The sequence below is a fragment of the Pseudoalteromonas sp. PA2MD11 genome, from assembly GCF_017808125.1.
In the GTDB taxonomy this organism is placed as follows: Bacteria; Pseudomonadota; Gammaproteobacteria; order Enterobacterales; family Alteromonadaceae; genus Pseudoalteromonas; species Pseudoalteromonas simplex.
In genome coordinates this window covers 135077-156926 of record NZ_JADKNF010000007.1, presented here as the reverse complement: position 1 = coordinate 156926, position 21850 = coordinate 135077, and the positions used below count along the sequence as shown (strand labels likewise).

20 protein-coding genes and 1 pseudogene are annotated in these 21850 nt (G+C 41.6%); 4 read left to right on the top strand and 17 right to left on the bottom strand.

From position 1 onward, the window contains the following. Positions 1-183: 183 nt before the first annotated feature. On the bottom strand, positions 184-429 hold the full coding sequence (locus ISP07_RS10200; protein ID WP_171040424.1) for a DUF3297 family protein: 246 nt from the start codon (positions 427-429) through the stop codon (positions 184-186). Positions 430-554: 125 nt separating this feature from the next. Between ISP07_RS10200 and ISP07_RS10195 the strand changes: the two genes are divergently transcribed. After that, the gene (locus ISP07_RS10195; protein ID WP_209327577.1) at positions 555-1700 is read left to right on the top strand and encodes a DUF1624 domain-containing protein; all 1146 of its coding nucleotides are present in this window, start codon (positions 555-557) and stop codon (positions 1698-1700) included. A gap of 60 nt (positions 1701-1760) precedes the next feature. Here ISP07_RS10195 and ISP07_RS20695 read toward each other — a convergent pair whose 3' ends face one another. The 7 genes from ISP07_RS20695 to ISP07_RS10160 form a co-directional block, all read right to left on the bottom strand. Continuing rightward, complete coding sequence (locus ISP07_RS20695) at positions 1761-6701, bottom strand: S8 family serine peptidase (protein WP_209327561.1); 4941 nt, start codon at positions 6699-6701, stop codon at positions 1761-1763. A 262-nt stretch (positions 6702-6963) separates the two neighbouring features. Then, on the bottom strand, positions 6964-8163 hold the full coding sequence (locus ISP07_RS10185; RefSeq protein WP_209327560.1) for an ATP-binding protein: 1200 nt from the start codon (positions 8161-8163) through the stop codon (positions 6964-6966). Positions 8164-8169: 6 nt separating this feature from the next. After that, a complete protein-coding gene (locus tag ISP07_RS10180; RefSeq protein WP_209327559.1) occupies positions 8170-8880 on the bottom strand; it encodes a response regulator transcription factor in 711 nt (236 codons plus the stop codon). Then, positions 8880-9263 carry a DUF3019 domain-containing protein gene (locus tag ISP07_RS10175; RefSeq protein WP_209327558.1) on the bottom strand — a complete coding sequence of 128 codons (384 nt, stop codon included), beginning with the start codon at positions 9261-9263 and terminating at the stop codon, positions 8880-8882. The genes ISP07_RS10180 and ISP07_RS10175 overlap by 1 nt, the downstream gene beginning before the upstream one ends. Then, the gene (locus ISP07_RS10170; RefSeq protein WP_209327557.1) at positions 9263-10078 is read right to left on the bottom strand and encodes a MipA/OmpV family protein; all 816 of its coding nucleotides are present in this window, start codon (positions 10076-10078) and stop codon (positions 9263-9265) included. The genes ISP07_RS10175 and ISP07_RS10170 overlap by 1 nt, the downstream gene beginning before the upstream one ends. A gap of 267 nt (positions 10079-10345) precedes the next feature. Next, entirely contained in the window at positions 10346-10780 is a 435-nt protein-coding gene (locus ISP07_RS10165; RefSeq protein WP_228290582.1) for a DUF4019 domain-containing protein, read from the bottom strand. A gap of 406 nt (positions 10781-11186) precedes the next feature. After that, complete coding sequence (locus tag ISP07_RS10160; RefSeq protein ID WP_209327556.1) at positions 11187-11606, bottom strand: hypothetical protein; 420 nt, start codon at positions 11604-11606, stop codon at positions 11187-11189. Positions 11607-11981: 375 nt separating this feature from the next. On the opposite strand from ISP07_RS10160, the gene ISP07_RS10155 reads away from it, so the two are divergent. Further along, a complete protein-coding gene (locus ISP07_RS10155) occupies positions 11982-12701 on the top strand; it encodes a FadR/GntR family transcriptional regulator (RefSeq protein WP_209327555.1) in 720 nt (239 codons plus the stop codon). A 95-nt stretch (positions 12702-12796) separates the two neighbouring features. On the opposite strand, the gene ISP07_RS10150 is transcribed toward ISP07_RS10155, so the two are convergent. The 3 genes from ISP07_RS10150 to ISP07_RS10140 all read right to left on the bottom strand — a co-directional run bounded on the left by ISP07_RS10150 (position 12797) and on the right by ISP07_RS10140 (position 15254). Then, positions 12797-13684 carry a LysR family transcriptional regulator gene (locus ISP07_RS10150; protein WP_209327554.1) on the bottom strand — a complete coding sequence of 296 codons (888 nt, stop codon included), beginning with the start codon at positions 13682-13684 and terminating at the stop codon, positions 12797-12799. Positions 13685-13901: 217 nt separating this feature from the next. Further along, positions 13902-14768 carry a pirin family protein gene (locus tag ISP07_RS10145; protein ID WP_209327553.1) on the bottom strand — a complete coding sequence of 289 codons (867 nt, stop codon included), beginning with the start codon at positions 14766-14768 and terminating at the stop codon, positions 13902-13904. Between the two features lie 60 nt (positions 14769-14828). Continuing rightward, entirely contained in the window at positions 14829-15254 is a 426-nt protein-coding gene (locus ISP07_RS10140; protein ID WP_054552291.1) for a DoxX family protein, read from the bottom strand. 128 nt (positions 15255-15382) lie between these two features. On the opposite strand from ISP07_RS10140, the gene ISP07_RS10135 reads away from it, so the two are divergent. Further along, positions 15383-15919 carry a hypothetical protein gene (locus ISP07_RS10135; protein WP_209327552.1) on the top strand — a complete coding sequence of 179 codons (537 nt, stop codon included), beginning with the start codon at positions 15383-15385 and terminating at the stop codon, positions 15917-15919. Positions 15920-15945: 26 nt separating this feature from the next. On the opposite strand, the gene ISP07_RS10130 is transcribed toward ISP07_RS10135, so the two are convergent. The 6 genes and pseudogenes from ISP07_RS10130 to ISP07_RS10105 all read right to left on the bottom strand — a co-directional run bounded on the left by ISP07_RS10130 (position 15946) and on the right by ISP07_RS10105 (position 20651). Then, positions 15946-16788: a DUF4198 domain-containing protein gene (locus tag ISP07_RS10130; RefSeq protein WP_209327551.1), complete on the bottom strand. Its 843-nt coding sequence runs from the start codon at positions 16786-16788 to the stop codon at positions 15946-15948. 9 nt (positions 16789-16797) lie between these two features. Next, positions 16798-17298: a DUF2271 domain-containing protein gene (locus tag ISP07_RS10125; protein WP_209327550.1), complete on the bottom strand. Its 501-nt coding sequence runs from the start codon at positions 17296-17298 to the stop codon at positions 16798-16800. Further along, the gene (locus ISP07_RS10120; RefSeq protein WP_209327549.1) at positions 17298-17930 is read right to left on the bottom strand and encodes a PepSY-associated TM helix domain-containing protein; all 633 of its coding nucleotides are present in this window, start codon (positions 17928-17930) and stop codon (positions 17298-17300) included. The genes ISP07_RS10125 and ISP07_RS10120 overlap by 1 nt, the downstream gene beginning before the upstream one ends. Before the next feature lie 196 nt (positions 17931-18126). Next, a pseudogene (locus ISP07_RS10115) lies at positions 18127-18519 on the bottom strand (YbaN family protein); the annotation flags it as partial. 221 nt (positions 18520-18740) lie between these two features. Further along, complete coding sequence (locus ISP07_RS10110) at positions 18741-20060, bottom strand: porin (RefSeq protein ID WP_209327548.1); 1320 nt, start codon at positions 20058-20060, stop codon at positions 18741-18743. A gap of 105 nt (positions 20061-20165) precedes the next feature. Further along, entirely contained in the window at positions 20166-20651 is a 486-nt protein-coding gene (locus ISP07_RS10105) for a MarR family winged helix-turn-helix transcriptional regulator (protein ID WP_054552297.1), read from the bottom strand. A gap of 329 nt (positions 20652-20980) precedes the next feature. On the opposite strand from ISP07_RS10105, the gene ISP07_RS10100 reads away from it, so the two are divergent. Then, on the top strand, positions 20981-21832 hold the full coding sequence (locus tag ISP07_RS10100) for a D-hexose-6-phosphate mutarotase (RefSeq protein ID WP_138599104.1): 852 nt from the start codon (positions 20981-20983) through the stop codon (positions 21830-21832). Positions 21833-21850: the final 18 nt, after the last annotated feature.

The following is a 21850-nucleotide window of genomic DNA, read 5'->3' as shown; positions in this document are numbered from 1 at the left end:
TTTAACTGATGACTTTAATTGGAGAGCTTTTTAATCGGCAGATACTTGAATTAGTGTTGATGATAACCATTGCAGCGGTGGTCACTAACTTTATTCCCGCAATAGAAGCTTATAAGCAGGCCCTACATACAAGCTTGTCGGCCAATAAGTGATTGACCAACACGCTTGTTCAGCAAAACTGATTTACTTGTAGAATACTTCTACAGTCCCTTTTACTTTTAATAGTAAAGGTTGGCCACGGCGATCAAGCGCTTTTGGTGAAGCGATTTTGATCCAGCCTTCGCTGATATTGTATTCTTCAACGTCAAAACGCTCTTTGCCGTTAAGTTTTACACCAATTTCATGCTCGAAAACTTCTTCCACATAAAATTTACTACGTGGGTTGATAGAAAGTTGGTTTGGTAATTCTGGTTTTTGTGTATCAGTCATAGTCGCGATCTGCATTGAATAAATTGTGCGCCATTGTAGGCAATAGCTGGCATTGGCTCAAGTATCTACATGGCAATTTTATTGTTTACTCGCAGGCTTGTTCTGAAAGCTCAACGCACATGGCTATGGCTTCTGAGCAAGTTAAAAGCCGTATTCATAGTATCGACATCATGCGTGGTGTCGTTATTCTGCTGATGTTACTTGATCATGTGCGAGAGCGGTTTTTCTTGCACATGCAGGTGGCCGATCCCATGGTGGTTGATACCACTTCGCCGGGGCTTTTTTGGAGCCGCTTTGCTGCACACTTTTGTGCGCCAACCTTTATCTTCTTAACTGGTTTGTCGGCGTGGCTTTATAGTCATCCCGCAAGTGGCGTAGCGCGCTCAGCACGCAGCTTTTTAATCAAGCGAGGGCTTTTTTTAATCGCCCTTGAAGTGACCCTAATTTGTTTTTCGTGGATGGGTTACTACCACACCATTTGGCTACAAGTGATGTGGGCGATTGGTCTTTGTATGCTGGTGTTAGCAGCATTGATTAAGCTGCCACGCAACCTATTGCTGGTGCTTGGTTTAGTTATTGTATTTGGCCATAACTTACTGACGCCAATCAGCTTTACGCCCGATGAGTTTGGTTACTCGCTGTGGACGATTTTGCATGATCGAGGCTATCTATCACAAGGTGGTTTAATCGACGTCAAAATTAGCTACCCAGTGCTGCCTTGGATTGGCGTAATTTTGTTGGGTTACTGTGCAGGTCCTTTATATGCGCATACTCAATCGGCGGATTCACGTAAACGAGCATTGCTGCTGTTAGCGCTGTTATGTGTGGGGTTATTTGCGCTGCTGCGTGGGTTTAATATCTATGGTGAAACCTTGCCATGGCAAACGTTTAGCACCACAACCGAAACCATGATGTCGGTGTTTAATGTGACTAAGTACCCACCGTCACTGAGCTTTTTGTTGATCACGTTAGCAGGTATGTTTGTAGGCTTGTGGTTATTTGAAAGACCACTCAACCGCTTTACTAATGCGCTACATGTATATGGCTCTGTGCCTATGTTCTTTTATATTTTCCACCTCTATGTACTGCTATTTATGTATCAAATAGGCATGCTGATCTGGGGGGCAAATCAAGGACAATATTTAGGAGTCAGTGATATATCCGGTATTTGGTTTATTACTTTATTGTTGGCAATAGGGCTATATTGGCCAACCAAGAAGTTTAGTGAATACAAGCGTAAGGCTAACAAGCCTTGGTTAAAGTATTTATAACGAAAAATGCCGATATGTTAAACATATCGGCATTACTTAACTATCCTAATTAACTCGTCCTTAGTTAATCTGAGATCTTTTACGACGAAGTGCCATCAGTGGTGCAACTGCTAGTAGTAACCAGCCGAATGAACCGCTTGATGATTTCTTGTCTTTTTCAATTTCTGTCTCTGGGATTACTGCCTCAGGGAAAGTACAGCTACCATTGTCAGTATTGGCGTTTTCATCATAGTTAGTTGCTGAGCTGTCAGTACAGCCAAGCTCTTCACCATCAGACATCACTGATAATACAAATGAGCTCATTGCTGCATCAGTTGGGTTAACGTTGTCGCTAACCTTTACTGTTACATCAATATCACCATGGAAGTGCGCCGCAGGTGTAATAGTCACAGTGCTACCTGAAGTGTGACCAGATACTTCATAAGTGAAGTTTTCACCTAACACCTCGATTTGGTTGCTCACTTGGTTTTCGTCAGCATAAAGCACGTCAAAACTAATCGTTTCGTTCTCTGCGACCGACATATCAGTTAAGCCTGCCATTTCTAGGTTACCGATAACTTCAAGCTCAAGGGTGATGGTTTCATCATCTGCGCCAACTAAACCATTTGTAATAGATAGTTGATGCGTTTGATTAGCCGCTTGCTCACCAATGTATGCTTGGAATTTCACGTCAAACTTAGAAATTTCAGGGCCCGTGTAGTCAAGACACACAACTAGGTCGTCGTGTAAGACTTCATCCATATTATTAAAGCCTAGCTTGTTACCGATATTTAAATCTATGGGTATGTCACCACTTATGAAGGCTCTGCCATCAGCGGCTTTTAGGCCAATAGAGCCCTGAGCATCGGCTAGATTAATATTGTCATACGCAAATAGTAGCTCATACTCACCTGGTTCATAATCAATCCCCATTCGCATAAACATCTCTACATCAATAAGTTGACCTTCGGTGTTGCTGCGTTGAATGTTATCCCATTCAAGTACTAACCACTCACGTGAAACTGTGTAAGTAGGGGTGATACCCGCATTGGCATCATAATTACCATAACCACCGTCCACACGCTCTGGGATCATGTTGTCACCAACCCAGAAAGGAGCGATAAGGTATGGCGGCGGAGGCGGCTGAGTGTAACCTTCTGGTAGGTCAACATGAAATGGTGATGTGCGACCTTGCGAACCAAATGTTACTAAGCCTGCGGGGTTGAGCTTTATAGCATCAAAGTGATACTTATTAAAAAATGGAAATGACACATCTAGATCTGTGTTCATTAGTTCTTTAAACGAGTACTCAAACTCATTGTAATATTGACCTTCAACTCCCTCAAGTGTTCGCCAGCCAAGTTCTCTAAGCTCTAAATAGTGAGGATCAGGCGAATGAGCCGCGGTTAATGAGCACATTTCATCGGTGATATTGGTAGTAATATTATAATTTCGGCCTACATCTTTTGTGGTTTCTTGTATGCCTACTAACGAAAGCATATTGTTATCTAACACTGGTTCAACAGGCGTTGAGTGTGTTGCAACAAGGCTATCAGGTATAATATTGATCCCATTAGGGAATTCTGTATTGAGCGCAAATTGACGTGCTTCATCCTCATTATTGGCAATGACACTAATTTCAAAGTCGACTAAATCACCGACAAATGTTTTTTCTTTGCTCGCCGTAAAAGTAACGTCCTTATCAACTTGCTCGATAATCACAGGTACAAAACCAAGATTGCCAATATCTTCTGGATTACTACCGATATCAAAGCCACCGAAGTAGATATCTCCTACTTCCATGTCAGGTAAATTGTATGCAAGGTCAAGCTCAAAGTTATCGTAACCTGCTACGCTACTTGGTCCTGTTACAGTGAGTGAGCCATTGTCAGAGGTTGTAATTGCGGTTGCAAATGAAACTTCTATTCCTTCATCTACTTCATCGTAATCGTAGTTTTGCAAGTTCATATACAGAGTAAAATATTCACCTGCTTCAGGGTCTACAATGTTACAGAAGTTAGTTAGGGTGTAGCTAGTTGACATACATAGCGTTTCTTCAAAAGACGCAATGCCATCACCATTACTATCTTTACCCATAAATACCAATACGCGAGATTGTTCATTCATAACACTGGCGCTCAGCATTTTTGCGTCTTCTGGTACAGTGGTCCACTGAATGTGGTTGTTGTTTACAGCTTCACCGTCGACATCAACACTATCAAATGGGTCGCCTGGTGTGGTGTCGTTGAATAGGTGTACTGTTTCAACCTGACCTTTTACTAAGCCGTATGACTGTGTTGTTAAGTTGCTTATTTCACCCGTATTGAAAGGTCCTACTTTCATTGTTGCAGAGCGGCGGTGTGCGTCAATTTGAATAAATTCAGGTAAACCGGTGTCACCGGCAAATGTCCACACTGGCATCTCTAGAATCGGTGACTCAGGGTTATTAGAAGTCATGACGACTTGACCTTGATTGCCCGTGTAATCAATTAACTCTTGCGGCGTTGCTTGTTGGCTTGCTTCCACAGTAACAATGATACTTTGTGTTTCGCCTGCTTTAATATCAAAGTTGCTTGGCTCAACACTAATTTTGCTATTACCAATCCAGTTTTCTGTATGTAGAGTCCAGCTTGCGTCTTCAGTTGCTGTAAAGGTTCTGATAAATGTACATTTAAAGCCGCAGTCATTATCAACCATGTAAGCCGTGTTTAATGCTTTTTCGCGGCCACCAAGACTTGGGTTTGCAGCAGCCATGTTAGCAATGCTTTCATCAAGCAATAAGCCTGTTTTATCTGCTCGCTCAACTTGCATTTTACCCGCACCCATTTCAGCAAGTGCTGCATCAAAGCCATCGTCTGCATAGTTGTTTAAGTATTGAGCAACTCCTAGCTGATTATTTGCAGTTAACATCAATGCAGATTGAATTTGCATTGGCGACCAGTCAGGATGAGATTGTTTTAACAATGCTGCCGCGCCTGCAACGTGTGGGCTCGCCATTGATGTACCAGACATAGATTGCCAATCTGAAGTTGCAGGATTATTTGTAAACGGTTGATCGTCTGATGATGGTGCGTAAATATCGACCCCAGGGGCTGCTACATCAACGAGTAAAGTATCAAAGCCAAAGTATGATGGACCACGACCAGAGAAATAAGCAATGCGGTCTTTATCCACAGCGTCTACGGTGCCCTCGGTTGCTTCAATGGTGCCTACGTGGCTATCGCCTACGCTCAACCATTCTAGTAAGCTTGTACCATCAACATTTTTAATATGTATTGTAGGGATTGGGTAGGAAATAGAAGGAATAGTATAGCGATCATAAAAGGCACTTTGGTTATACACGATGAGACCTTCAGCACCGCCCGCTTGTACATTTAATGATTTAGAATATAACGGATAAGAGCTGCGCTTACATACCACAATGACATCTTGTGCACTTTCGTCAATAGCGGTTGCAGGATCATCAACTAAATCAAATGTACCTTCAGGGAATGGTTTGTCACAGTTAGCAAGTGCATAGCTAGAACTTTCATTCGGATTTTCAAAATCAGTCGCAGCAACAATTAAACCTGTTAACTCGTTAAAGTTGACACCAGCACCTTCAAAAGGACCAGGCGCTGAATTATCACCACCAGTTAAGTTTTTAAGTTGTTTATTGCCAAAGTTAACTTTGCTTGCAGGACTATATGCTGCAACAGTGGTAACCCAAGGAGAAGAGTGATCGGCCGTTGAATACTCAGGGCCGCTGTTACCTGCCGCTACAGCGACAAATACACCACTTTCGGCTGCATTCATGAACGCTTGCTCAATTGGATCGCTCCATGGATCTTCTTCAAGACCGCCTAATGAAGCATTAAGTACATCAACATTATCAATAGCAGCTTGTTCAACGGCGGCTAAAATAGCGCTTGTTGGACAGCCTGCGTATGGGTCGCCAGAATTACCCGGCCAACATACTTGATATGAAATGATATTGGCATGGGGTGCCATACCTGATACTTGCGGGAAAGTTACATTGGTTTCTAAACCTGGTGATTGGCTTTCATACTCAGTCAGTTTGTAAGGAATATCGTATAGGATATTACCCGCTGCTGTACCAGCAACGTGTGAGCCATGGCTATGATAGTCTTCACCATTTTCTGGGCGAGTCTCTTCAAATACCGAATCCACATAAGCTGCGGTGATCTCAGGATAAGAATAAACACCAATTAGCTTGTCGTTACACAGATCAGCAAATTCAGCGGTTGCACAGTCACCCAGGTACTTGTCGCCTAGTGGGTTGGTGTGAGTGTAGCCATCGCCGCCTACTGCTGCGAATGATGGGTGATCGGTATTGATACCTGTATCTATGATACCTACAACCGTGCCTTCACCTTTGTTGCTGCTAGGATTGCTAGCACTTGCGCTCCAAAGTGCAGAAGCACCTGTTTGTTCAATGGTATTAAAGGTATTTAGGCTGTAGATTTTTGAGCGAGTGATTTTCTTCACGCCAGCCACTTTAGCTAGGCGCTTCGCTTCATTTTGTGTCATTTTGGTGGTGAAACCGTTTAATGTCACATTAAATGTGCGCTCAACATTTAGTTGTAAGCCTTGTTGGCTCATTGCTGTATTAACAACTGATTGGCGCTTACTTGCTAGGTGATTAGCGTAGCTTGCAATAACAGGCTGCGTCATATTAAGCGTTGAGCGCGTTGATGCTTGTTGCGTCTGCATTACTACATCTTTTGTGCTTGTAAGCCCTTTAATACCACCTTGGTAAGTTGAAATTGGTGCGTCGTCTAGTTGCACGATATAAGTTTGAATACCACTAACATCTTTCTCTGGTGTGAAAACGCGGCTTTGTTTTTTAACTGTGTTGTTAACCTTGTCTTCCCACACAAATTCATTGCTAACGGTTTGCTTTGGCGCATAGTCTACCGGCTGTTCTGGCCATACTTGGTCATTTAGCGCAGCAGCAGACGTACCTACACCTAAGTAAAGTGCAGATGCGACCATCACTGAGACTTTTTTCATATTGAACATGTGATCTAACTTCCCATGGATTTTATTTTTTTGGGGCAATTCCTAGCGGAATAGCAAGTTGGCTTGTAGTTATATGAATTGAAATACAAACTAAATGTTATGGTATAACAAATCCTTTTTAGCCAACAAATGAGCGGTTTTGGCGAAAAGCTATAAATATTGGGTTTTTCGCTTAAAAACCTTGCTGAATAGTTAAATATGTATGTGTTTTCATCAATAAACCGTGAATAAATGGTTCACTTTGATACAGATTGATACATTTCTATAAAGGAGAGGTGGGCCTAAATAGGATACTTGCTCTTGCTCCGCTTAAGGTTTGTGCGTTATCTAAGCTAAATTTTGCGTTATTCCATAGGCACAGTTGCTTAACGATTGATAAGCCAAGACCAACACCTTGGTAGCCTGTTTGGTGCACCGAAGCGGTTTTTGAAAATGGCTGCATAAGGCTGACGCGCTTGTGTTCTGGGATCCCCGGACCATCATCTTCAATCACTAACAAAGTGCCGTTTTTGCATTGTGAAAGCTTGATAAGAATTTGCGTTTTAGCAAAGCGAACCGCATTCCCGAGTAAGTTTTGCAATAAGCGTTGAAAGCTTTGTTTATCAACGCAAATTGCTGTTAATTCGCAGTCAAGACGAATAGCCAAAGGACAATAGCTTTGGAACTTAGTAATGCAGGGCTGTAATAGTTCGTCTGGGCAGTAGTCTTTCACTAGCAAGGCGGGTTCACATTGTTCAAGCTCGGCATAGGTTAAAAACTCTTCGACTAATAGCTCAAGTTCAATAATGTCTTGCAACACACTGTGTCGATAAGCATTGTTATCAACGACTGCTTCGAGGGCGAATTTAGCCCGCGATATAGGCGTTAAAAAGTCATGGGAAACTGCATTGATTAATTCGCGTTGGCTTTGATTACGGTTATGAAGCGCTAATGCCATGTTATCGAAAGTATCGCCAATGCTCTTTAGCAGGCTAAAACGTGTGAAGTGCACTTGTGCTGTAAAGTCGGCATTAGATATTTTACTACTGGCTTTGCGTAGCTTATTTAAGTCAAACAGCAGTGGACCTGTAAAAATCACCACAGCTAAGGCAAGGCTAGAGTAAAACAGTAGGCTCACTAAAGACTGATAACCCTGATCAGCAGGCTGGCTGTAGGGGCCAATGCTTAATAAGGTGTGCCTGTCATCAGCTAACTTATGAAAGTAAAGGTTGCTATTGGCATCGTTAACACTAATTACCTTACCTGCTAAAAGTGATGCCTGTAGTTGTTCACCAAGGTAAAAGTTTGCAAGAGGTGTATGTTTAATAGCAGGATTATTGGGCGTAAGGCTTAAGATGCTTTCTGCTAATTGCTGTTCTGTACTGTAGCTCGGTGGGCTTGGAAAATAGGTTTCTAGTAACCAAGCGGCACTCCCTAGACAAACTGCTAGTGTTAAATACAAATAGCAAAATAGGCGTAGCAAACTGTATTACCCCCATGCTTGTGGAGAAAAAATATATCCTTTGCCCCAAACGGTTACAATTTTTTGTGCTGGCACCGCTTCGTCACCGAGCTTTTTGCGTAAGCGGCTAATGCGGCCATCGATAGTGCGGCTTTGACCATCGTATTTACGGCCAATGGTGCCATCAAATAATTGGTCTCGACTGACCAACTGACCCGCTGATTGAGCTAGTTGGATCAGTATTTCGAACTCTGCACTGGTTAGTTCAAGTGGTTGGCTATACAAGTAAGCCTCGCGCTGAATGGTATTAATGCTTAAAGAACCAAAGCGAATGTTATGGGCGTTGTGAGTGGTACTTGTTGGCTTTACAGCTAGGCTGCGGCGAATGGTATTGTTAATTCGCGCTAATAAAATTGACGGGGAAACGGGTTTGGTTAGGTAATCATCGGCGCCTAGTTCAAGGCCAGTGATATGATCGACTTGGCTCTGCCTTGCAGTCATAAAAATAATGGGTGTATCTTGGACTTGTTTTAGCTCTTTAAATACCTCAAAACCATCTTCTGAACCTAATCCGATATCTAGCAAAATTAAATCGTATTTCTTACTACTTGCTTGGTAACAAGCATGGCAACCACTTTCAAAATGTTCAATGATATAACCATGATTACTTAAATAATTAGAAACTAGCTGGGCAAGTTTTAAATCATCTTCAATGTATAAAATAGTATGCTGGCTCATCAAAAAATACTCCATGCGATATCACGACGACGTTTTTTTACGTGCTGGTGGAATAAACTAATTTCAGTGCTTTCTAAGGGTTCGAGCTGTTCGCTCAGTAGTTCTAGCACAATGTTGCGATTGTTTTGCACTGTGATTGCAAAGTTCTGTCCTTGGCTTGGTTTATGGCAGAATAGCCTAATTTGTTGATCAGTAACGCGAATGCAAACAGTCTCACTGATTTCGGTATACCAATTAATCGAGACATCCATCACACAGTCTTGCTCTACCGTCACACAGTTTTCTGGTGATACTTCAATGTATCCTGCTTTTGCGAATGTGCTGTCGATATATACGAGGCTACAGATAAGTAAAAATGAGAGAAGCTTGCTAAGTAACATCATTAGAAATTCCATGCAAAGCCAGCATAAAAAGACAGTAAGTTGCTGTCATTGATAAGGGGGCTATCGGCGATACCTGATGATAAGCGTTGGTATTTTATATCGCTTATAAATTGCCATTGTTGATTAAATTGATATTGGTAACTGGCTTTAAGGCTATATTTTTGACTAGAGCGACCTAAAAAAGGGCTAAATCCAGCGCCCATTTCTTGCAAAGCACTACCATAGTAGTAATCCACTAAACCAGCACTTAAATGCTGTAACTCTACGCCGAGCAATACCAGATGCTGATCAAATAAAAACAAGCGCTGTGCAGACAATGCGCCTTGCAACCCTTTGTGATAGTTGGTGAGCTCCATTGACCAATACGCGCTAAAACGCCAACTTTGCCAGTCAACGATTGCTTCAATACCGCTCATGGCAGACAGTTTACGTTTTGATATTTTAGTAATATCACCGCGGCGCTTAATTATTGCTGGAGTTTCAATATTAGTACCGGGAGGCGGTGGTGTCATTGAGGGGCGGCCACTAGCTGTTCTAACCGCGGCTAATATAGCTGAATGCTTAGTAAAATATAGGCCATCCTCATTAAGTTGGGTGAATAACGACACTTGATAGTTATTGCCCCACACGGGGGTCCAAGCAAACTGAGTATTTGCAAATGAAAAGTCACCGGCGAATACCTCAATACGCGGTAGGGCATAAAGAGGAATGTCGTCTTTTTTATAAACCGGGTTGGCGAGCTGACCATAGCCTAAGCTTACTCCAAGGCTTACTCCTTCATCTGCTAAATATGCAGAGTCAGTGCTGCTTGCCATTGCTGAAAGGCAAAGCGCACTAATTAGAAATAAAGATCGTAGCCCAAGCGAGCAACTACCTAGAACAGTCACAAATAAACAACCTAAATGAAAAGAGTATTTAACATTAAGATGTTAATGCAGGCTTGAACAATGAAATAATGTACCAAATTGTAGCAGCTAGCTTTAGGTAATTGTGCTAGGTGTGTTTTTAAAAAAGTGATTATCTAGAGGTGCTAATAGAGAGAAACTAACAACTCAAATATCTAAACTAGTTAAAGTAATACTTTAATTAATAAAATAACCTAAAGGTTGCCACTGACCATTATTTTTACTCAAACTGATTGTTTCCATGGCACTGTCTTGATTAATGAATTCGGTTTTAAATTTAATAACTAAATACTCGCCATCAGGTAATCCCGAAAGTGATGAATACTCTGAAGTGGAAAAGTAAGTTCTAGACATCACTCTACCAAGAGGAACTCGCGCGTAATCTAATGCTTTAAGCCATTTTGTTTGTGGAGTCTTTTCTTTAAATAGTGGATCAGTTTGTTCCCAGCTTTTTATATATTCACCATTGTCCACTAAAGTTAACCATGATCTTGCGGTAAGAATTGGGTTTGTTTCATCGGCTATGGCAAAAAAGCACATCCAAAGACATGTCATTAATAAAAATCTTTGTAGCGTAAATCCATTTACAGAAAGTAATAAAATTTGACGCATAACACGCCCTCACTTCGTTGATAGGGGGAGTCCATAGTACGATTGAGCTGGCTAATTTCTATACTAACAAAGTATTGCTCAGCGGGGTTTTGATAAGGTTAAGCTTTGATTTAATTCTAGGAGAGCTTTAATTTCGAACTTATTAGAAGGTTAAATCTTTTGTTTTCTTAATGTTATGGCTTTGATTTTAAAGTTAAATGTTTAACTTTTCTCTATTGTGGCAGTGTGCCTGGATGACTGATTAGTTAACTCATTTTAGCCGCAAAGGAAGTTTCGTATTTCCGCACTCGATATTTCAGAGCCCGCATATTCACTGGGTTTTGACTCACTTTTGGGTGTTATATTAGGAGTGAGCAAGGGGAAAGTTGCAAGAGCAAATCTTGAGACTTAAAGCTCAAAACCTCCATCAAACTAACACACTCATTAGCACTCCGGGATCGCTAATACCAGCTTCTTTTAGCGCATCGCTAATTGATTGGCTAAGAGACATTATTTGCGTTTGGATTTCCATAACCATCTTGGTCTGTGTTTCAACTTGCACTTTTACAGCTTCATCTTCTTGGTTTTTGAGTGCTTGCAGTTTGGCTAATTGCTCTTTGGCAAGTTCGAGTTGCTCTTTGAGCTTTTCTAGTTGCTCAACCATTTTGCGAATATGTGCGGGGAGTTCGCTAGATACTTCTTCTTTTTGGGCGGGCTCTACTTCACGACCAGAGAGTTTATTCATCTCTTGGTTGCTGAGTTTGTAGCCTACTTTTGAGTTGGTATTACTAACTGCTGTATCTGCGTTTGAGATAGTTAGCGCACTTGCTAATGAGTTAATAGCCATAATGAGAGCGATGAAAGTGAATAATATGTACGTATCGGCAAAAGGTACTAAAGCTTTAGAGAAAAGCCGGCCTTTTCAGACAACAAATAGTTGAGGTGAGGCAGCAACACCTTAAGCAAACCATCACGACAGCGTTCTGCTAGCACTCCCCATTTTAAGATTCTTAGTTCGACAATTGTGTCCTCTGCCTAATTTTAAAGATGTTTGTTAAAAAAAGGTGACAGTATGTAGTTGAAATGGTGACTCAGTTGTGTAATTTACAGACAATTGTATTTGGTTGTTTTTTGCTTGTTATTGATTTTAATCAACTATTTCCAGGATGACGGAATAGCTTTATAGATGTATCATATTACTCATATTTTTTGGGGAACACACATGGCGCGTTTAGAAAATTTAAACCTATCACAACAAGTTACTAATGAGCTCGGTAAGGCAATAATTGCTGGTGATTATAATACTGAAACAGGGCTTCCTACCGAAGCACAACTGTGTGAGGTTTATGGTATTAGTCGCACAGCTATTCGAGAAGCCGTAAAAATGCTTGCTGCGAAAGGGTTGATCTCTTCTCGTCCACGACAAGGTATCCGCGTTGAGCCGGAAGATAACTGGAACCTGTATGATACAAACGTATTGAAATGGTTGTTGGAAAGTAATCCTTCACTTTATGTGCTTAAAGAATTCTTACAAGTGCGTTTGGCGATTGAACCACAAGCCGCAGCACTTGCTGCTAGAAAAGGTGATCAAGAGGCGATTAATGAAATAAAAATTGCGCTAGATAAAATGCTAGCCACAGAAGAGGCTGAAAGCGTGATGTATGAACCTGAAATAGCATTTCATACAGCTATTTTACACGCGAGTGGTAACCGCTTTTTCTATCAATTACGTGATTTTATTCGCACAGCACTACACGTCAGTATTCAGCATACTACCCTCGCTATAGTTAATAAAAAGGCTATCGCTGAAGACTACCTTAAAGTGTATAACGCGATTGCGAGCGGCGACCCTGAGCGTGCTAAAAACATGATGACGTACATGATTGATGAAGCAATGGCGTTTATTGAAAAAGAAATTATAGAAAAAGAAGCAAAAAATTAAATATGGTTCTTGATCCGCAAGAATTAACTTTTTTGTAGGGTGAGTCGTTTATTCTTGAGCCGGGCGTTAAAGGTATTGCTGAAACGCCCTTTAAGCTATAGATTTTCCATCACTTGATAACGCAACTCGCCAAGAAATGCGCGTGCTGCCGGGCCCAGTTTGTCACCGTCTTTAAAGAGTAAATGTAACTTAGCGCTGCGACTGCTGTTATGGGTTAAATTAAGTGCTTTCATTTGCCCTGTCGCAAGTTGTTTTTCTATCGCGACTTTTGGTAACCACGCAAAGCCCAATCCATTACTGATCATATCAATCGACGTGCGCATATGAGTGACGGTCCAGCGCTGATCGGCACCTAACCAGCCACCATCTTGTTTGTGCTTATTCGCTGAATCGCGAACTACAATTTGGCGGTGTGATTTTAAATCTTCGAGGGTAATTTCACGCTCTATCGCATGCAAGGGATGATCTGGGTGGGCGACGGCAATAAACTCGATATCACATAACTCTTCGTGAAAGCTTGCCGCAATTGGAAAGCCGGTAATAGCAATGTCAACCTGATCGTTTTCGAGCAGTTCATTGCCCCCCATTAGTACAGATTCATGCAGCTCAATACGCAGTTGCGGGTATTGCGATGACGTGTCGTTAAGTACTTTATAAAGCAGTTGCTGTGGGAAAATAGCATCAACAGCAATGCGTAACTTACTTTCGATACCTTCACCCAAAGTTTGCCCAATGGCCTCAACTTTAGCGGCTTCATCGAGTAAGTAATTGGCGCGCCGTAGCATCATCTCGCCGGCTTCAGTGAGCACGGTTTTACGGCCTTGAATGCTGAATAATTTTACATCGAGCGCAGATTCAATTTTGCCAACTGCGTTATGAATACTCGATTGGCTTTTATGAATACCTTGTGAGGCTTGGTTAAAGCCTCCAAATTCAACAACAGCACGAAACATGCGCCACTGTTCTAGCGTAATTCTTAGCATGATGTTCCTTTGCTTATACCAATCCGTAATAATACTTAATCATTTTGAGGGATTAAACCTGTCGCTATCTGCGTTAAAAATTTCTGATTTAGAACAACTAAATAACGAAATTTTTGCCTTGCTATCAACGAGGTTTTCTTGCCTCAAAATAGATCACTTAATTAAGCGAATTGGTATTACTTAACTACCTAATAGTACCTGTAAATGCTGATAAAGTTTACTTTTTAGCATTGGGTAACTCAATATACTCAAGCTCATCACCAGGAATGCTTGCAAAACGCTGTGCTTGCCAATCTTGTTTTGCTTGCTCGATGCGCTCTTTGCTGTAAGCAACAAAATTCCAGTGTAAATACGGGACTTTATTAAATTTACTGCCACCGAGTAAAATAAAGCGGCTGTGCACCAGTGTCGTTATTTCGTGTTCGCTGTCATCAAGTAGCACAAAGTCGCCTTGGGTATAGCGAGTATCACCCACACTAATTTCACCGTAAATAACATACACGGCGGTTTCATGATGAGGGTGCGGTTTAGTAATATGGCTGCCTTGCTCTGCTACTGTATCGACATAAAACATCGGAGAGTAGCTTTTCACTGGGGAACTTAGGCCATAGGCATCACCGACAATGAGTCGCATCAGCACGCCTTTTTCGATTTTCTCAGGCAATTGCTGTTTTTTGATATGTTCAAAACGCGGTGCTATTTCGGTCATACTCTCAGGTAAAGCAACCCAGCATTGCAGACCATTAATGTCGTGCTCGTTCGCCCGCACTTCAAGGCTTTCTCTTTCTGAGTGCACTATACCGCGACCTGCGGTCATCCAGTTAACATCGCCGGGTTCTATTTGCAGGCTATTACCTAGCGAATCGCGATGGTAAATACTGCCAGTAAATAAATAAGTGAGCGTTGATAGGCCAATATGAGGGTGAGGCCTCACATTTATGCCTTCACCGCGAGGAAAGTGATTCGGCCCCATGTGGTCAAAAAAGATAAATGGTCCTACCATTTTTTTGTCAAAATGCGGCAAGATGCGTTTTACATCTAGCCCACCAATATCGTGGCTGGTTGCTGTTAATAACGTTGCCATTTTCGCGCTCCCTTAAAAACAAATTCAGCCAACAACCTAGGTTATTGGCTGGTAGAAATATTACGCCTGACTACGTTTTAACACTAGTTGATCTAGGCTGATTTTGCCTGCACCAACACTGGCTAATGCTAAAAAGCCGCCTGCCATAGCAATGTTTTTGTAGAACATTAAAAATTGCATTTGATCATCAAGTTGAAAGTGGAATAGCAAAGCGCTGACTAAGCTGAAACCAGCAAAAGCGATAGCGGTTAGTTGTGTTAAAAACCCTAGTAAAATAAATAACCCGCCAACAATTTCAAAAGCAATCACAAACGGCAGTAAGAACTCTGGTAAACCTACTGATGCCATGTACTGTGCAGTTGCATCAAAGAATTCTATTTTGCTAAAGCCAGTTAGTAAAAAGATGGCCGATAAACCAATACGCGCCAATAAAGTGCTAATATTTTGTAAGTGTGGTTGAGCTGAGATTAAAGTAAAAAGTTTCATAGTAGGTATCCTGTTTAGTTGAGCAGTGTGTCTGCGATGGAGTAACTATAGGTTCACTTTAAAAGAATTAAAAATTGTAAAATTAGCGTTTATCATTCTCTAAAAGAGAATTTAAAAGGAGGTAAAATATGAAGTTGTTGTTATTAATAGGGTTTTGTTTTTCGGTGGCTAAAAGTAGCTTGGTGTTTGCTGAACAAAATTTACCAAATAGTCGTCATTATGAGTTGCTAGCTTCAGATATTGCTGTGCAGCAAAGCTGGCAAGTTAAAGATGCAATTAAAGGTTATGAGTTGCTGGAATATCAAATTAACCTTAATAAAGGCACTACTTTAACGGTTGATTTTGCTCCATCAAATTCAAGCAACTACTTTAATATTTTACCACAAGGCAACCCAACAGCTTTGTTTGTAGGCCCGGCAAAAGGTGACCATGCCGAGGTTACAATTCCTGATAATGGCGATTATGTGATTCGGGTTTTTTTGATGCGCAATGCAGCGCGCCGTGATGAGCAAAGTGAATTTACTGTCGATATCAGCGTCGTAAAAAGTACATTAAAAGGCATGCACCCAAGCTGGGATGTCGATGGTGATGGGGTAAATGATTGCGAGAAAGACGGTAGCTGCGATCACACGGTTGACTACAGTCTTCCTCGAAAGTTGAATTAGGCCTTTATTGAGGTCTAATCAGCTCATTATTCAGGTGCTACTTCAAGTGTTGTGAATAATGAGTAGCGTACGTTATCGATATCGGCCTCTGTTGGTTTTTGATCAACTGATGCTTCAATTAGATACATATCGGCGTGAGCGAATGTCACCGTAAAGAAGCCTTTTTTATCGGTTGTTACTTTCACTTCGTCACGCTCGTTGCGGTAGCGTGCACTACCACGAACAATCGCAAGCTCAACGTCGGCAGCTGGTTTGCCATCCATTAATAATTGGAACTTAGCTTCTTCACCAGCAAATAGATCGTTCGGGTGAGTAGGTCCTGAAATTTCTAAGCCTTGACCAAGCAATGTTGGCTTAGAAGTACCATTACGGCTTACAAAAGTATCAACAGTTGCGATTGATTTTACAGTGCGCACGTCGGTTGCGCCTGCTGGTAGGTCTGCTTCTTTTTTACCTGCGAACACACGGCCACGGTTGCCATCTTTGTCTTTATAGAAAGTCATTAGCATTGGCTTTTGCTGCATAGCAATGTGGTAAGTACCGTCTTGCGTTAAGCTCACTGCCGCTGAGTTTTTGCGTTTTAAATAGTATGCGCGAATCGTTTCTTCGACCGGCTTACCATTTGGTGCAAGGGCAACTAATAAGTTGTCGTCATACTCTGCGCCTTTTTGTTTTGGGCGGTATGCTTTATCTGGGCTAAATAACTCATTAGAAATACTGGCATCGATCATCACGTAGTGAGTTTTCTCACCAGATAAAGAAGTGTGAGATGGCATTAACCAACGGGCATGTGCTTGTGCATAGCCAGATGCAATTGCTGTGAAGGTCACGGCGCCGATCAGCGCCGTTTTTAATAATTTTAATTTCATTGTTTGTCCTTAATGACTGGTAATGGTAACAAAGCTAGTCGCGAACTCTTTTTCGCCTTTAATTGTGACTTTGCCGTCTTTCGTTAAGTCGATTTCAACGCGGGTGTAATCTCGGCCACCTTCTTCACGTACAACTTCAACATTAAGCAGGTAGCTACCAGGTTTAACTGGATTACCTTTTAAATCTTTACCTTGCCACTCAATGGTGTAAGTGTCTGGGCGTTTTGTTGCACCTGTTACACCATCAAAGCTGTCGTTGCTACGACCTGCTTTTCGCCACCACTGACGTAAGTCTTTAAACCATTCAGCTTTTTCGACCCAAAGTGCAATCGTGGTAACGTGTTTACGTTCAGGTGTTTCTAGCCATAGCGCCACGTAAGGGCGATGATATGGAGAAACATCTAGCTCAGGTAAGGTAAATTCAACGGTTAGGTTGGGATCTTTTGCAAAGCTCAGAGGGCTGAACAAACAGCCAATTAGTAGAGCAACGAGTAAGTGGGCTTTTTTCATTAAGATACTCCTTTAAGTTGAGGCACCCAAACTAGATAAATGACCAAAGGCGTGGCAACTCCGAGGAGGGTTAACCAAAGACCTGCGGCACGTTTTTTACGGTTTTGAAAGAGGATAATTAATCCGGTGATGGCAAACAGAATCATCAAAAAAGCTGAAATATCAATGACCCAGCTCCATGCTTCTCCTGTATGGCGGCCTTTGTGCAAGTCGCCAATCAGACTCATAAAGCCCCCTGTTTGATAATCAATATTCAGTTCACCGGTTTGAAAATCGATTTCGGCGTAGGCAAAGCCAGCCGGAAGCGGGTAGTCGAGCATCACCAAGGCATCTTCTTTTTCCCACTCAATACTTTTTACATTGCTGAGTGAAAACTGCTTTTGCATGTATTGTTCTATTTCAGGGTAAAGGCTTGGCAATGTGTCGAGGTTTGTTTGCGCTTTTTCAAATAACTCAGCAGAAACAAGTAGTTGGTTCTGACCATTATGTTTATCATTTTCGAGCCAACTAACGTGGTTAAGGATGATGCCGCTGACACAAAATAAAATAAGTAAAAAGAATAAGGCCGTCGAAAGGTATATATGTAAGGCACGGCTAACGCTATAAAAGTTGCGTTTGTTAAATGAGAACATAATGCGGTTTATTCGTTAAAGATACAAATATGATAATGATTTGTATTACTGGTAACAAGCAGGTTTACGTTCTTTACATTTCTTTGTGCTAGAAATGAATAGCGAGATAAGCCATAACTGCTAGCTGCGAGCTGAGAAAACAGGCAAGCAACATCAAGCGCATCTGTGTGGTTATATTAACTTGAATTAGGGTTGGTTTATTGGGCGCAGATGGGCGGTTAATTAAATAGGCTAATACGCTTAATTCAATCACTGCCACAAGATACATCACCCAAATGGGTGCGGCACTTTGTAGTAAAAAAGCATATCCGATAGCCATACCAAAACCTGCTAATAACTTAGCACGGGTAGGAACAACCTTATGCTCTTGCCAAAACCTTAACGGTTGGCCGTATCTTGGGTGGTTTAGCAGCCAGGCAGAAAGCTTGGGTGATGAGCGGGTAAAGCACGCCAATGCTAGTATAAAAAAGATAGTCGTAGGCATCACAGGTAATGCAATACCTATGATACCTAAACCCACCATCAATAACCCGAGTAATTGATAGCAGCCATTTTTATAGGCGGTAAACGCCGCTTTCACATTCTTCAATAAAGCTGGGCCTGATAAAACTTAAATCGTTGTAGTGCTTGCTCGATACCTATGATCAAGGTGGTTTGTATTTATTGGTTTTAGCAACATAGTCTACACCATGTTGTTTATTTAACTTTAGCTCAGCTTAATATTATTAGCTAACACTATAGGTAAACTTACTTCAAACAAATGAAAAGCCCAGTTTAAACTGGGCTTGTAGGTCTTATTTTTGGCTATTTCTAGAAATAATAACCAATATTGATATTGAAGCGAGTTTCGGTGTCGTCGCTGTCGCCAGCAATTGAGCCGCCAACAAATGGTTGGTTTTTCGCTTGTACAAAATCAAAATAAGTGAATAAGCCACCTGCGGCAACAGATACCCCTGTTACATTCATCCATGTATCTTCGCTGTTATCTGACTTGTCATAAATAATGCCGTAGTCATTATAAAACTGCAGGTTTGTTACCGGACCCCACTCTACAGGCAGGCTGTAAGCGATATTGGCATTAGTCATGGTTGCTTCTGCGGCAATGCTATCGTAAAACGCATAAGCACCCACAGCCATACGGTCGACGTTGTCGATATCGTAGTTATACTCACCATGCTGGAGCTGGAAGTTCCATGGGCCAATAGTACTGTTTAAGTGCACAGCCCAAGCGTAGTAATCACCGGCTTTATCTTCGCCGTCATGTAAGCCACCCGATAACGCAGAAACACCTAGCTCGGTGGTGCCGCCGTCATGCTCAAAATGATAGCCATAACGGCCAGAGAAGGTATTGTACTCACCAATCGGATTGGTTGGTTCGGCATAAACACCTTCATCAGCAGAGCGGAAACCGACAACATCATATGAGTAGCGGTCGCTTCTGTCGCTTACGTAACCATCAACGCCACCTAGCTCATCATTTTTGAAAAAGCCAAGATCAATTTGCCAGTTATCAGCAATTTTGCGCTTGAATAGAACACCTAAATCATGATCATCTTCAAGACCTATATAATAAGTAGTGCCAAAGAAATAGTTGTGCGAGTTGTAAGGCCAGTTACCAAAAGGCACTTTGGTAATACCTGCCTGCACCTGCCAGTCTTCAGCAAAGTCATAGGCTGCATAGGCATATTTAACTGCAGTCATGTAATCGAAAAAACGGATCTCAGCGTTAAGCTGTACATCACCGACATCGCCTGCAAAATTTAGTCTGAAGATGTCAAAATCGAAGTCACCACCGCGGTTTTTATTACCATCGTTATAAGATGTATGGCTGAAGTTGGTACGTACTGCACCCCCAACCTTAATGCCAGATTCTTTTTTAGGAGCTTCAACAGCCGCTGTTTGCTGCTCAAGTTGCTTTTGTTGCTTTGCTACTTGTGCATCAATTTGCGCTTGTTTCTCGGCTTGTTGCTGTGATTTTTCTTCTGCAGCATCAAGTTTGCTTTGCAGTTGCTGCATTTGCTGTTTCAGTAACTGCAGCTGTTTTTGAAGGTCATCAATTTCAGATGCCTGACTAAGACTTGAAGTTGTGCCCAAGGCTATTGCGAGGGCTAACTTTGATAGTTTAAGCATGAATTTTCGCTAGTGTTGGAATGGGTACTACCAAGCATAGTTGATATTCATGCTGAACCCAAGACTAGCCACAGAAAATTAATATTAATCAATCAGTTTTAATTTTTACTGTGGTTCTAATGTCTTGGTGATTGCGCCAACTTCAAGTAGTGGTGAAGCATCAAGCTGATCTGCATCCATCATTGCGGCAATACGTTGCATTGATGAAAGTAATAAGCTTTGTTCCCACTCTTCGAGTGCTGAGAACTTTTCGATGAAGTGTTCTTGCAGAGGTTGAGGTGCTTGTTCTAATAGCTGTTTACCTGCTTCTGTGAGATGCAAACTAACTCGGCGTTTATCTAATTGGCTACGTACACGGGTGATCAGGTTACGGTTTTCTATACGGTCTAAGATATTGGTAACCGTAGCCGGGCTTAAATTTACATTTTGTGCAATGCGACTAGCGGTTATGCCATCGGTTTGTGCAACCTCGTTCATAATCAGTAATTGTGGGCCTGTTAAGCCTGAGGTTTTATTGAGCTGTTTTGAATGAAGGTCGATGGCTCTGATCACTTTGCGCAGCGACACTAGTAGCTCGTCATACTTTTGCATGTTTCTGTCTCTTAAATAAGGCGGCGTGGAACAACCGCAATCGCAAAATATTACACATCTAATAAATTGAGTTCAAATAAATAATAACTATGTGGCTTATAATTTGCGGCCATAAAGGTTGTTATCGTGTTTATTTATTAATTAGAGTAGAAATTAAAACATAAAAGTTTAAATTTAGATGGAGTAATTGTTGTTAACACTTAAAATGCACCTACGAGGTGACACCATCACTTTGTAGTAAAACAATTTATACAAATAACTAAATATTATTTACTAAAAGCCACTGCATTGGGTAAGGTGGATTTTTCTTTCATTAAATGGGACGAATTATGAAGTTATCGCCATCAGTTACGATTGAGCAAAGTGAAACTGGGCTTGAATTTATTAAAGTTGCTAGTGAGTTTTGTAGCGCTACTATTTTTCTGCAAGGTGCGCAGATCACTGAGTTCACGCCAACCGATAAAAAGCCACTATTATGGGTCTCAGAATTAGAAGATTACCAAGAAGGCAAAGGTGTGCGAGGCGGTATTCCGATTTGTTGGCCATGGTTCGGAGTAAGCCAACATGAAGGCTGGCCAGCTCATGGTGTTGCTCGCACAAGTTTATGGCGTGCAGAAGAAGTGAAAGAACAAGACGATTCTATTTATATCAGCTTGTCATTACCGATGACGCAAGTTGATGAAAAGTATTGGCCTTATAAAACTAAGTTATTGGCCGAGTTTATTTTAACCTCTAGCTTAGAGCTACGTTTAACAACCACAAACTTAGATAACCAAACTGTACAGTTCACTCAAGCACTGCACACGTATTTCCCAACACCAGCAATTGAAGAAACAAAAGTAGATGGCCTGCAAGGCGCGAAATACATCGAATTTGCTGAAGGTCCATTTGAGCAAAATGAGTTAGTGTCGTTCGCGCGTGAAACAGACATGGTTTATACCGAAGCAAAAGACACTCAGCGTATCATTACACCTGATGGCATTATTGAAGTAGGCCGCGAAAATTCAACATCGTGTGTACTTTGGAACCCATGGATTGATAAATCAAAACGTCTTTCAAATTTTGCTGATGACGAATATCACGTCATGCTGTGTTTAGAAGCGGCTAATGTCCTTGATGATAGTGTTGAACTTGCACCAGGAGCAAGCCACACACTTGCAACAAAACTACGCTGGGTATAATTTATAACAACTCAGTGT

Coding starts and splice junctions, on each gene's coding strand:
- ISP07_RS10145 (WP_209327553.1), bottom strand. CDS start 14,768: ATGGCAACGTTATTAACAGCAACCAGCCACGATATTGGTGGGCTAGAT.
- ISP07_RS10140 (WP_054552291.1), bottom strand. CDS start 15,254: ATGAAACTTTTTACTTTAATCTCAGCTCAACCACACTTACAAAATATT.
- ISP07_RS10170 (WP_209327557.1), bottom strand. CDS start 10,078: ATGGCAAGCAGCACTGACTCTGCATATTTAGCAGATGAAGGAGTAAGC.
- ISP07_RS10105 (WP_054552297.1), bottom strand. CDS start 20,651: ATGCAAAAGTATGACGAGCTACTAGTGTCGCTGCGCAAAGTGATCAGA.
- ISP07_RS10195 (WP_209327577.1), top strand. CDS start 555: ATGGCTTCTGAGCAAGTTAAAAGCCGTATTCATAGTATCGACATCATG.
- ISP07_RS10135 (WP_209327552.1), top strand. CDS start 15,383: ATGAAGTTGTTGTTATTAATAGGGTTTTGTTTTTCGGTGGCTAAAAGT.
- ISP07_RS10165 (WP_228290582.1), bottom strand. CDS start 10,780: ATGCGTCAAATTTTATTACTTTCTGTAAATGGATTTACGCTACAAAGA.
- ISP07_RS10120 (WP_209327549.1), bottom strand. CDS start 17,930: ATGTTCTCATTTAACAAACGCAACTTTTATAGCGTTAGCCGTGCCTTA.
- ISP07_RS10200 (WP_171040424.1), bottom strand. CDS start 429: ATGACTGATACACAAAAACCAGAATTACCAAACCAACTTTCTATCAAC.
- ISP07_RS10125 (WP_209327550.1), bottom strand. CDS start 17,298: ATGAAAAAAGCCCACTTACTCGTTGCTCTACTAATTGGCTGTTTGTTC.
- ISP07_RS10175 (WP_209327558.1), bottom strand. CDS start 9,263: ATGATGTTACTTAGCAAGCTTCTCTCATTTTTACTTATCTGTAGCCTC.
- ISP07_RS10160 (WP_209327556.1), bottom strand. CDS start 11,606: ATGGCTATTAACTCATTAGCAAGTGCGCTAACTATCTCAAACGCAGAT.
- ISP07_RS10150 (WP_209327554.1), bottom strand. CDS start 13,684: ATGCTAAGAATTACGCTAGAACAGTGGCGCATGTTTCGTGCTGTTGTT.
- ISP07_RS10110 (WP_209327548.1), bottom strand. CDS start 20,060: ATGCTTAAACTATCAAAGTTAGCCCTCGCAATAGCCTTGGGCACAACT.
- ISP07_RS10130 (WP_209327551.1), bottom strand. CDS start 16,788: ATGAAATTAAAATTATTAAAAACGGCGCTGATCGGCGCCGTGACCTTC.
- ISP07_RS10155 (WP_209327555.1), top strand. CDS start 11,982: ATGGCGCGTTTAGAAAATTTAAACCTATCACAACAAGTTACTAATGAG.
- ISP07_RS10180 (WP_209327559.1), bottom strand. CDS start 8,880: ATGAGCCAGCATACTATTTTATACATTGAAGATGATTTAAAACTTGCC.
- ISP07_RS20695 (WP_209327561.1), bottom strand. CDS start 6,701: ATGTTCAATATGAAAAAAGTCTCAGTGATGGTCGCATCTGCACTTTAC.
- ISP07_RS10100 (WP_138599104.1), top strand. CDS start 20,981: ATGAAGTTATCGCCATCAGTTACGATTGAGCAAAGTGAAACTGGGCTT.